A 12,039-nucleotide genomic window follows, 5' to 3' on the forward strand; every position below is an offset into this window, starting at 1 on the left:
GCGGCGTCAACGGCGGTGGGGTGGCGCTGCCACCACCGTTGGGTGCCGGCGTCGGGCCGGTCACCAGCGTCGAACGCAGGTACCAGTTCTCGCTGGTGCCGGCACTGACACCGCCCTTGAACAGGAAGTACTCGTAGGCACCGGCCGCGACCGGTGCAAACAGCGAGAACGCGCCCGGCGCGGTGCGGCCACCATTCAAGGCCTGCACCACCAGGATGCCGTCGGCCAGCGTGGCCGCGCCGCTGCCGCCGGCATTGAGTACGCCGATGCCGGTGGTGCCGGTGGCGATACCGCCATCGATCACCAGGCGATCGCTGGGCGAGTTGTCCGCGCCCAGCACGGTACGCAGGTACAGGCCCCCGCCGTCACCACGGTAGTTGCCACGCACGGTGAACACGTCGCCGGCGCCGGTACCGGTCAGGTCGATGCGCCCGGCATTGACCATCTCCACCAGTGCAGCACTGTTGAATGGGCGGATGGCATGGCCGCCACTGCCCGCGTAGACGGTGCTGGTGTCGTCCACCGTGAGCGTACCGGTGCCGGTTGCGCTGTCGCCCAGCACCAGGTCGCCATCGAAGCTCAGCTCCGTGCTGTTGGCCAGGCTGATCGCCTCCCAGTTCTGGAAGCGGCCCACGCCTGCGGTCTTGACGTTGCTCAGGTTGAGCTGGTCGATGCCACTGCCCCCGTCGAACAGCGGCACCGCACCCAGGTTGCCTTGGTTGAGGTTGCTGAGGTTGGCCACGTCGTTGTCTGGGCCCATGTCGATCGCACCGTAGACAATGCCACCGCCGCTCCAGTTGAAGGTGTCATCGCCGGTACTGAGCAGTATCTGCCCGCGCACGGTACCATCGGTGATGGTCACGCTGTCGTTGCCGCCGCTGACGCTGATGTTGCCGCCGATGTAGGCCGTGCCCGAAATGATGATGGTGTCGGTGTCGAAGCCGGTCACCACGTTGCCATCAACAGTACCGCCGGACTGGTCCCACAGGTTCTTGTCCAGCTTCATGTTGACGCGGCCGATGCGGCCTGCGGTCATCCAGGCCTGGTCGCCATCTTCGAACGCACCGACGATGCGGCCACCGCTCATGCGGAAGGTATCGATGTTGTCGCCCTGCTGCAGCGCGCCGATCGTGCCGCCACTCATGACGAAATCATCGCGGCCACTGCCCTGCGCCACCACGCCGGTGACGGTGCCGCCGGTGACGGTCATCTGGTCATCGCCGCTACCCTGGTCGATGCTGTCGATGGTGCCATTGCCCAGCAGCAGCACATCGTTGCCATCTCCTTGCAGGACGCCGCCGCTGATGCTGCCGGCCTGCATCTCGAGGCGGTCGTTGCCCGAATCGAACTGTACGCCAGTGCGCCCGCTGATCGTTCCACGGTTGACCAACACGCTGTCGCCGGCGCCAACGAACTGCAGCGCGATGTTGTTGCCGGTGCTGATGCTGCCCGAATTCTCGACACGGCTGCCGCCACCGAGCTGGACCGCCCCCCCCCCCACCGAACTGATCGTGCCGAGGTTGGACAGCAGGTGCCCGCCGGCCCCGACCAGCGAAATCGCACTGCCACCACCGCTCTGCTGCAACTGGGCACCGCTGGCGACGTTGACGGTGATGCCCGCTTCGCCGCTGGCTGTGATAGGCACCGTCTGCGGATTCGGCGCGTTGGCATCGCAGGTGACCGTCTGGCCGGTGACCGGCGCGACGGTGCTGCAGCCAGCCCAGGCGGCGCTGGCGGTCAACAGCACCATGGACGGGACAGCCAGTGCCTGAAGCACGGAAACGGTGAGGCGGCGCGGACGGAAAGCGCGCGGGACGGCACGGGTCATACAGTTCTCCTGGACAGGGAATCAGGAACTGCAAATGCACACTGCTGCGTGTGCAGTCTGGCGTGATGTGAACCGTTTCGATAGGTGAACTTGCGTGCGGGAAATCACATTTCGGATGTGAAATCGCCGGGCCCTCACGCCAATGTGATGTGGCTGAAATCGTTCATTTTTCCGGCATCCGGAATCACGCGCAAAGCATCCACGCATGGCGTGGATCTACTGATCCTGCATCGCCAATCGATTCAATCGTGGCACCTGGTAGATCCACGCCATGCGTGGATGGCGTTGGCGGATGGGGTCAGATCTTCAGGTAGATCTTCCGCCGGTCCAGCCACCATGCCACGCCCCACCAGAGTGCGACGAACGCCAGCGCCTGCAGCATCGATGCCAGCTCGAGCGCCTGCGGCATCGCGGCGGCCAGCTGCTGCCAGATCCAGCTCCAGGCACCGCTGGCCATCAACGCCACCGACATCACCGAGGCCCCCAGATACGCGGTGATCGCATTGACGCCGAAGCGCCGGCCCAGCGCCGGCCATCCCTTCAGGTCTATCAGCACGTGGCCCAGCCACAGCGCCAGCGCGGCCAGGCCACCGGTCCACAGCACGTAACTGGGCGTCCACAGCTGCTTGTTCAACGGCAGCACCCCGGCCAGCAACAGGCCCAGCACGGCGGTCGCCACGGCCAGCCCGGCCAGTGCCGTCGAACGCCCGCTGCGCAGCAGGCCACCGGCCAACAGGCCGAGCACGGTACTGGCCAGTGCACCCAGCGTGCTCAGCAATCCTTCCGGGTCATGGCCGAGGCGGGTATCGGCATGCCATTGATAGATCCACGGTGCGAACAGCGTGGTGTCCAGGCGGCTGGCCGGGTTGGTCCACGGCGCCAGGTCACCGACGCCCAGCAGCAGCACCGTGTACCCCACCAACAGTCCAACAAGCATGCCGGCCTGCACGCGCGGCCGCGCGTAGACCGCCAGCACGCCCACCAACGCCGCACACACCGCGATGCGTTGCAGCACGCCCCAGATGCGGAAGTGATGGGTATCCAACGCCCACCAGATCAGCAGGTGCAGCAGCGCACCGGCCACCAGGATGCGCAGCGCGCGCTCCAGCACACCGCGCGCCAGTGCAGGACGCGCAGCGGCATCCAGCGCGCGCGGTGCCACGCTGAAGGCCATCGACACGCCCACCAGGAACAGGAAGAACGGGAACACCAGATCGGTAGGCGTGCAGCCATGCCATTCCGAATGGCGCAGCGGCGCGAACACTGCACTCCAGTCGCCTGGATTGTTGACCAGCAGCATCGCCGCCACGGTGATGCCGCGCAGGGCATCGATCGAGCCCAGACGGCGTGGCGGCGTACTGTTCATCAGGCGGCCTCGTACTGTCCGGCAATCCAGGTGCCACGTACCTGCAGGGCGTCATCCAGCAGCACCAGGTCGGCCTGGTAGCCCTCGGCGATGTGGCCCAGGCGGTCGTCGACATTGAGGAACTGCGCCGGGTAGGTCGAAGCCATGCGCGCGGCTTCGGCCAGCGGCTGGCCGAGCAGCTGCACGGTGTTGCGCACCGCCGTGGCCATGTCCAGCGCCGAGCCCGCCAGCGAACCGGCGGCATTGCGCACCACGCCGTCGATGGCGGTGATGGTTTCGCCGTACAGCACGTAGCTGGGATCATCCGCACCGACCGGCGGCATCGCATCGGTCACCAGCAGCAGGCGGCCGCGCGGCTTGGCCGCCAGTGCCACGCGCAGGCTGGCCGGATGCACGTGCACGCCATCGACGATGATGCCGATCCAGCTGTCGCGGTCTTCCAGCGCAGCGCCCACCGCGCCGGGCTCACGGCCCTGCAGCGGCGACATCGCGTTGTACAGATGGGTGAAGCCACGCACACCGGCATCCAGGCCGGCGCGGATCTCTTCGTAGGTGCCTGCGGTGTGGCCGGCGGCCACGATCACGCCACGTTCGACCAGCGCGCGGATGGTGTCCAGCGGCACGCGCTCCGGCGCCAGGGTCAGCAGGGTCACCCCGTTGTCCAGCGACGCGGCCAGCGCGATCTCTTCTTCGTCCGGCACGCGGAACTTGCTGGCATCGTGCGTGCCCTTGCGCGTCGGCGCGATGTAGGGCCCTTCGAGATGGATGCCGATCACGCCCGGCACGCCCTGCGCGATCGCCTCGCGCATCGCACCGATGGCTTCGCGCATCACCGCCACGTCATCGCTGATCAGCGTGGGCAGCATCGCGGTGGTACCGAAGCGGCGGTGAGCCTGCGCGATGGTACGCAGCGAGGCAACATCGGGCGTGTTGTTGAACAACGCGCCGCCACCGCCATTGACCTGCACGTCGATGAAGCCGGGCAGCAGCCAGCCGCCGCCCAGGTCCACCTGCTCGGCAGCATGGCCAAGCTGTGGTGCGGCGTCGGGCAACAGAGCGGTGATCTGCCCGTTTTCGATCACCACCGCCAGGTCATCGCGGAAATCATCGCCGGCGAGAATGCGGGCGTTGCGCAGCACCGTTGCCATCACACCGTCTCCGTAACCTTGTTCAGATGCGGCGGCAGATCCGGGTTGAAGCCACGACGCAGCGCCAGCGCATTGATCGCGCGGTAGAAGCTCTGCACGGTCAGCAGCGGTGCGCACAGCGGGTGCGGTGCGGCCGCCACCGGCAGGTTGCCGCCGGCCCCGGCCAGCCACACCTGCGCGCCCCGTGCAGAAAATTCCTCGACCACCGCGCGGGTGCCGGCGCCGGTTTCGTCGGGCTGGGCGAAGGCCAGCACCGGGAAGCCGCGGTCGACCAGCGCCATCGGGCCATGCTTCACTTCGGCCGAGCTGTAGGCTTCGGCGTGCAGGCTGCAGGTTTCCTTGAACTTCAGCGCCGCTTCCTGCGCCGCGCCCAAGCCCAGGCCACGGCCGAGCACGAACAGGTTGGTGGCCTCGACCAGGCCTTCGGTCACCGCACTCCAGTCGCACTGCCAGGCTTCACGCATCGCGTCCGGCAGCAGGTCCAGCGCGTTGCGCAGGCTGCTGTCCTGCTTCCAGTAGGCGGCCAGCTGCAGCAGTGCAGCCAGCGAGGCCAGGTAGCTCTTGGTCGCCGCCACGCTCTTTTCGGCACCGGCATGCAGCGGAATGACCGTGTCGGCCAGCTGCGCCAGCGGCGAATCCTCGACGTTGACCAGCGCGATCACGCGTGCGCCAGCGGCCTTGGCCGCCTCGGCGTTGCGCAGCAGGTCCGGGCTCTTGCCCGACTGCGAAATGACGATGAACAGCGCACCGCGCAGCTGCAGCGGTGCGGCATAGACCGACCCCACCGACGGCGAGGCCGACGCAACCACCAGGCCCAGCTGGGTTTCCAGCAGGTACTTGCCGTAGGTGGCGGCATGGTCGGAGCTGCCGCGTGCACAGGTGACCACGAACGGCGGCGGCGCCGCGCGCAGGCTGGCGGCCAGGGTTTCCAGGGTGGCGTGGTTGCGCGAGAACTGGCGGGCAACCACGTCGGCCGCTTCGGCGGCCTCGGCGAACATCAGGGTGGACGTGGGGTCTGACAGCGACATGGCGGGCTCAGGCAGGATCGGAAGGAAGGGGGCGTGCGCCGGCCGGGCGCATCGGCGCGGTCGAGCCGCGCACCACCAGCTGCGGCACGAAGCCCTGGTTGTGCAGCGGTGCCGGCGCATCGTCGTAGGCGTCGCTGCGCAGTTGTGCGATCAGCAGGCGCGCGGCGTGGCGGGCGATGTCCTCGGTGGCCTGCTTGGCGGTGGTCAGCGGTGGCCACGACTGGCGCGAGAACGGGCTGTCCTCGAAACCGGCGATGGACAGGTCGTAGGGCACGTTCATGCCGGCCGACTTGGCGGCGGCCAGCACGCCGGCAGCGATTTCGTCGTTGGAACCGAAGATGGCGGTGGGCGGTTCGCGCAGCGCCAGCAGGCGGCGCGCCCCACGGAAACCATCGTCGAAGGTGTAATCGCCCTGCACCACCAGGTGTTTGTCCACGGTCATGCCGTAGTCCTTCAGCGCCGCTTCGTAGCCGGCATAGCGTTCGCCCGAGGAGCGGTGCGAGCTGCCGCCCCAGAGGAAACCGATGCGCTGGTGACCGAGCTGGATCAGGTGCTCGGTGATCTCGTAGGCCGCCTCGCGGTCGTCGACGAACACGCAGGCGCCGTCGGCCGGGTCTTCGGTGGCGGCGATGATGCGCACCAGCTTGATGCCACGCGCGGTCAGCGCCTGGATCAGGTCTCGGCGCTCGGACATCGGTGCGGTCAACACCAGCCCGGCCAGCCGCGAGCGCTGCACCCAGTCGGCCAGTTCATCGGCCAGCAACGGCGAGCTCGAATCACAGGGATGGATCTGCAGGCCGAAACCGGTCTCGCGGCACGCGGCCAGCACGCCGTTCTGCACGCCGATGATGTGGTACGGGTTCGGGTTGTCGTAGACCAGCCCGATCACGAAGGTAGTGCCGCTGCGCAGGTTGCGCGCGGACGGATCGGGCTCGTAGTCGAGCTCGGCGATGGCACGGAGCACCCGCGCACGGGTGGCCTGCATCACCGAGGGCTCATTGTTGATCACCCGCGAGACCGTCTTCAGCGAGACCTTGGCCTTCTCCGCAACGTCCTTGATGGTCGCTCTGCGCATGGGTTTTCCCTGGGGTTGGCTGCAGTCCATCATCGCCGATCAGGCCTTGTCCTGCGGCAGGCCGGCACGATGGCCGATCACCGAGTAGAACAGGATGTACAGGTAGCACGGCACCATCAGCAGCACGAACACCAGCTGGAAGTCGATGTGCTGCTTGAGCACGGCGAACAGCTGCGGAATGATCGCGCCGCCGGCGATGCCCATCACCAGCAGGGCCGAGCCGGTCTCGGTGAAGCGGCCCAGGCCGCGGATCGCCAGCGGGAAGATGGCCGGCCACATCATGGCGTTGGCGAAGCCCAGCAGGGCCACGAAGGCCACCGAGACGTAGCCGTGGGTGGCCCAGGCGCCCAGGCAGAACACCACGCCCATCACTGCCGAAATGGTCAGGTAGCGCGACTGCGAGACCAGGCCGGGGATCGCCAGCAGGCCGACCACGTAGCCGGCCAACATCGCACCCAGCGTCAGCGAGGTGAACATCTTGGTCTGGTCCAGCGGCAAGCCGAAACCGTGACCGTAGGTTCCGATCGCATCACCGGCCATGACTTCCACGCCTACGTACACGAACAGGCACAGCACGCCCAGCCACAGATGCGGGAACTGGAAGATGCTGCGGCGCTCGGCCGTTCCCGGTGCACCTGACGGCGTTGCATTGGCTTCGGAGGACTTGATCTCCGGCAGAGGCGAGAACAGCACGGCCACCGCCAGCACCACCAGCAGCGCGGCCATCGCCAGGTACGGCGCATGGATCTTGGCGGCGAATTCGTTGAGCAGCGCGACCTTGGTGACCGCGTCGGCGGCCTGCACCTGCTTGTCCAGATCGCCGATGCCGTGCAGCACCAGGGTGCCGATCAGCACCGGCGCCAGCATGCCGGCGATCTTGTTGCAGATGCCCATCAGCGCGATGCGGCGTGCCGCCGTTTCAATCGGGCCGAGGATCGAGATGTAGGGGTTGATCGCGGTCTGCAGCAGGGCGAGGCCGCTGCCGATCACGAACAGACCGCCGAGCGCGCCCGGGTACCAGCGCTGGGTGGCGAATTCACCGAACAGCGCGGCCCCCCCGGCCATCACCAGCAGGCTCAGGCTCAGGCCCTTCTTCATGCCGGTGCGGCGAAGGATCCAGGACGCCGGCAGGGCCAGGAAGAAATAGGACAGGTAGAACACCATCAGCACCAGGAAGGCACCGACCTCGCTGAGTTCGAAGGCCAACTTGACGAAGGTGATCAGCGGGCCGTTGAGCCAGGTGAAGAAGCCGATCAGGAAGAACAACACGCCAACGATGGCGATGGAGGTGGCCACGTTCGGGCGCGCGCTTGCAGCGGGGACGGCGGACATCAGGAGGGCTCCTGCGGCGACGGCCGCAGAACGCGGCGTCGGAGAGTGGCTGGGAACAACGTTGTCACATTCTTTCGATGGACAACGGCGGTTTGTCAACTTCCATGCACGCCTGCCTGAACCTCGTGCTGCACTGCGCAAGCCCACCGCGGTACGCCCCGCTGAATGCGCGGCAGGCCTAGAGCCCCGTGCACCAATGGTTCCCACGTGAAACCCGCACTCACACCGTGTAAACGTTTACTGCGCGCCGCATTCGTTGCGACGCAGCAACGAAAGTGTCACGAACTCGTTGACATCGTTGTCAGCGCGGTTACAGACTCCGCCCCAATCGCCGCCCCCGATCCCCGGGCCGGCCCACCTGCAGCAGGAGCCCGCGTGATCGCCAGCCACCCCGCCCCGTCGCATGTCCTGTCCCGCGTCGCGCCCTCGTTCCTGGCCGCCGACGTCGGTGGCACCCATGTGCGCGTGGCCCGGGTCCAGGCCAGCGGTGACGCCACCCATCCGGTGCAGGTGCTGGAGTACCGCAAGTACCGCAATGCCGACCATGCCGGCCTCAGCGCGATCCTGTCCGACTTCCTGGGCGAAGGCCCGCGGCCCACGCATTGCGTGGTCGCCAGCGCCGGCTATGCCCGCGAAGACGGCACGGTGATCACCGCCAACCTGCCGTGGCCGCTGTCGGCGCGCCAGGTGGAAGCCGAGGTCGGCCTGCAGCGGGTCTACATCGTCAACGATTTCGAAGCGGTGGCCTACGCCGCCGCGCAGGTGGACGCCAGTGGCGTGTTGCACCTGTGCGGGCCGGAGACCGCCGCGCGTGGCCCGACCCTGGTGGTCGGCCCCGGCACCGGCCTCGGTGCAGCGCTGTGGATCCCCACCGCGCACGGCCCGGTGGTCCTGCCCACCGAAGCCGGCCAGCCGACCCTGGCGGCCAGCACCGAACTGGAAATGGCCATCGTCCGCCACATGCAGCGCGACCGCGCGCACGTGTCGATCGAGCATGCGATCTCCGGCCCCGGCCTGATGAACCTGTACCGTGCGGTGTGCGCGCTGCAGGGGCAGGCGCCGACCCTGGCAAGCCCCGACGCAGTCACCGCTGCGGCCATGGCCGATACCGATGCGCATGCGCGCCAGGCGCTGGATGTGTTCTGTGGCCTGCTCGGCAGCACCATCGGCGACATGGCGCTGTTCTACGGCGCCCACGGTGGTGTCTACCTGGCCGGCGGCATCCTGCCGCAGATCCGCGAATACCTGCACGCCAGCACCTTCGTCGAACGCTACCTGCAGAAGGGGCCGATGGGCGAAGCGCTGGCACGCATCCCGGTAAAGGTCGTCGAGCACGGCCAGCTGGGCGTGGTTGGCGCTGCCAGCTGGTACCTGCAGCAGTCGGCCGCCTGACACCGCAACAGGCTTCAACGCAATCGCAGCACGCAGTACGTGGCACGCCAACGCACGGGACTTCGCCGCCGCCCCGCGCATGTCATCGCAACCGTAACCGAACACCGCCGCCGGCACCCAATCGAGTGATGAGGAGAGACATCATGAACACCCGCAAGACCCTGCTTTCGGCCGCCATCGTCAGCTGCATCGCCTTCAGTGCGCACGCGCAGCAGGCGGCCCCGACCGCCACCGATCTGGACACCGTGACCGTTACCGGCATCCGTGGCTCGATGGAGAAGTCGCTGGACACCAAGCGCGAAGCCAATGCGCGCGTGGAAGTGGTCACCGCCGAAGACGTGGGCAAGCTGCCCGCGCACAACGTTGCCGATACCCTGCAGCGCCTGCCCGGCGTGAACATCAGCTCGTCCAGCGCCGACGAAGGTGGCTTCGATGAAGCCGACCGTGTCAGCCTGCGCGGCACCAGCCCGAGCCTGACCCAGACCCTTATCAACGGCCACACCGTCGGCTCGGCCGACTGGTTCGTGCTCAGCCAGGGCAACAACGTCGGCCGCAGCGTCAGCTACTCGCTGCTGCCGTCGGAACTGGTCAGCTCGGTGGAAGTGAACAAGTCCTCGCAGGCCAAGCTGCAGGACGGCGGTACCACCGGTACCGTCAACATCATCACCCGCAAGCCGCTGGAGTTCTCCAAGCCGTTCACCGCGGAAGGCTCCATCGGTGCGGTGCGTTCGGACCTGGCCAAATCGACCGATCCGCAGTACTCGGCATTGTTCAATTACAAGAACGACGAAGGCACCTTCGGCGTGATGGTGCAGGGCTTCAGCCAGAAGCGCGAACTGCGCCGTGAAGCGCAGGAAATCCCGGGCGGCTTCTTCAAGATCGGCGCCGGCGACCCGGTCGCCAAGACCAATCCGGACCTGATCGGCGTCAACGTGCCGGGCCTGCTGGGTTCGACCCTGTTCGAACAGACCCGCGAACGCAAGGGCGGCCTGGTCTCGCTGCAGTTCAAGCCGAGCGACAGCCTCACCCTGGGCCTGAATGGTTTCAGCTCCGAGCTGAAGGCCAACAACTACAACCGCAACTTCATGATGTTCGGCAACAGCTTCGCCAAGTCGCAGGCGCCGGATCCGGGCTATGTGGTCAAGGACGGCGTGCTGACCAACGCCAGCTACAGGGGCGTGCCGGGCACCGACTATGCGGTGTACGACATGATCTACCGCGAGTCGAAGGCCAAGTCGAGCTATGTCACCTTCGATGCCGACTGGCAGATCAGCGACAGCCTGACCGCCACGTTCCAGGCCGGCAGCACCAAGGGCACCGGCGAGACGCCGCGCCAGTACATCGCCGAGGTCACCCTGGCCAACGGCGGCGGCGCCAGCTGGGCCACCCACGGCAATGGCTCGCCGATCGACTGGAACGTCGGCGGCGACCTCTCGCCCAACGGCGTGACCAGCTTCGGCACCTGGGGCAACCAGCAGGTCACCGCTGAAGACAAGGAGAAGTGGGCCACGCTCGACTTCAACCAGTACTTCAATGATGGCGGCGTACTGAGCTCGATCGACTTCGGCCTGCGTTTCGCCGACCACAAGCGCGAAGCGCTGTCGCCGGAAGGTGCAACCCCGGGTGACATCTGGAGCGCGCTGAAGAACGGTGCCACGGCCAACTATCCCAGCGGCTTTGCCGGTGACATCGGCGGCACTTTCCCGCGCAACCTGTGGTACTTCACCCCGGGCGCGCTGAAGGACGCGGTGACCAACAACTCCACCTGGCTGGCCGGCAATGACGGCCCGACCGGTCGCCACAACTATGGCGCCGAGTGGAAGGTGAAGGAAAAGAACTTCGCCGGCTACGTGCAGGCCAACTTCCGCGGCGACTGGTGGAGCGGCAACGTCGGCCTGCGCTACGTCAACATCAAGCAGGACATCGACACCTACAACGCCGTCAGCAAGGCCGCAGATGCCGATGTCAGCAGCCTGTTCGGCATGTGGGAGCGCCTGGCCTTCCAGAACAAGCGCAACCGTGTCCTGCCCAGCGCCAACATCAAGTTCGACCTGGACGACTCGCTGGTGCTGCGTGTCGCCGCCTCGCAGACCCAGACCCTGCCGGACTACTCGGCACTGGGCGCGTCCTCGTACGGCTCGGACCTGAACCGCACCGGCGGCGGCGGCAATCCGAACCTCAAGCCGACCCTGTCGACCAACCTGGATGCCAACCTGGAGTGGTACTTCATGCCGCGCGGCCTGCTGTCGGTGGGTGCGTACCACATGAAGCTGAAGGACTACATCGCCTTCGACGTGGTCTCGCGCCAGCTCTACAGCGAACTGACCAACCAGCTTGAGACCTACCAGATCTCCACCCCGATCAATGCCGACGGCAAGGTCACCGGCGTGGAAGTGGCCTACGAGCAGCCGATCGGCGAGTACTTCGGCATCAATGCCAACTACACCTACGCCAACGGCACCACCTCGCACACCTGGTCGGATGGTTCGCACAACCTGCTGGGCACCTCGAAGAACACCTACAACGTGGGTGCCTACTTCGAGAACGAGCGTTTTGGCGCCCGGGTCAGCTACACCCGCCGTTCCTCGTTCCTGATCAGCCTGTCGGGCACCAACCCGTATTACCAGGATGATTTCGGCACGCTGTCGGCATCGCTGAGCTACAAGGCCACCGATTGGCTGAGCATCAGCCTGGATGGCCTGAACCTCAACAACCCGACCTACAAGTACTACCAGACCGCGGCCATCCCGACCTCGTTCTACAGCAACGGTCGCCAGTACTACCTCAACTTCCGCTTCAAGTACTGATCCAGCGGCAGCAACATCGCCGAGTCGTGCACGCACGCCGGGCCTGGGTCATTCCGGGCCCGG

Annotated in this window: 7 protein-coding genes and 1 pseudogene; 2 read left to right on the plus strand and 6 right to left on the minus strand. The window is 66.7% G+C overall.

The window, feature by feature from the left end; translation table 11 throughout:
• The 6 genes and pseudogenes from N5E02_RS12245 to N5E02_RS12270 all read right to left on the minus strand — a co-directional run.
• Nucleotides 1-1,828, minus strand: a pseudogene (locus tag N5E02_RS12245) (autotransporter outer membrane beta-barrel domain-containing protein); the annotation flags it as partial.
• A 298-nt stretch (nucleotides 1,829-2,126) separates the two neighbouring features.
• On the minus strand, nucleotides 2,127-3,194 hold the full coding sequence (locus tag N5E02_RS12250) for a heparan-alpha-glucosaminide N-acetyltransferase domain-containing protein (RefSeq protein WP_065196476.1): 1,068 nt from the start codon (nucleotides 3,192-3,194) through the stop codon (nucleotides 2,127-2,129).
• Nucleotides 3,194-4,342 (minus strand): N-acetylglucosamine-6-phosphate deacetylase, encoded by a 1,149-nt coding sequence (nagA, locus tag N5E02_RS12255; RefSeq protein WP_065186236.1) that lies wholly within the window; start codon nucleotides 4,340-4,342, stop codon nucleotides 3,194-3,196. Before nagA ends, N5E02_RS12250 begins: the two co-directional genes overlap by 1 nt.
• Entirely contained in the window at nucleotides 4,342-5,370 is a 1,029-nt protein-coding gene (locus N5E02_RS12260; RefSeq protein ID WP_005419331.1) for an SIS domain-containing protein, read from the minus strand. Before N5E02_RS12260 ends, nagA begins: the two co-directional genes overlap by 1 nt.
• Before the next feature lie 7 nt (nucleotides 5,371-5,377).
• Nucleotides 5,378-6,445, minus strand: a complete 1,068-nt coding sequence (locus N5E02_RS12265; RefSeq protein ID WP_005411045.1) for a LacI family DNA-binding transcriptional regulator — start codon at nucleotides 6,443-6,445, stop codon at nucleotides 5,378-5,380.
• 39 nt (nucleotides 6,446-6,484) lie between these two features.
• Entirely contained in the window at nucleotides 6,485-7,777 is a 1,293-nt protein-coding gene (locus tag N5E02_RS12270; RefSeq protein WP_005419333.1) for a sugar MFS transporter, read from the minus strand.
• A gap of 375 nt (nucleotides 7,778-8,152) precedes the next feature.
• Here N5E02_RS12270 and N5E02_RS12275 point away from each other — a divergent pair, with 375 nt between their 5' ends.
• Complete coding sequence (locus N5E02_RS12275; protein WP_139727670.1) at nucleotides 8,153-9,169, plus strand: glucokinase family protein; 1,017 nt, start codon at nucleotides 8,153-8,155, stop codon at nucleotides 9,167-9,169.
• A gap of 143 nt (nucleotides 9,170-9,312) precedes the next feature.
• Entirely contained in the window at nucleotides 9,313-11,976 is a 2,664-nt protein-coding gene (locus tag N5E02_RS12280; protein WP_164093305.1) for a TonB-dependent receptor, read from the plus strand.
• Nucleotides 11,977-12,039 lie beyond the last annotated feature (63 nt).

The sequence above is a fragment of the Stenotrophomonas sp. GD03777 genome (assembly GCF_029842485.1).
Lineage (GTDB): Bacteria > Pseudomonadota > Gammaproteobacteria > Xanthomonadales > Xanthomonadaceae > Stenotrophomonas > Stenotrophomonas sepilia.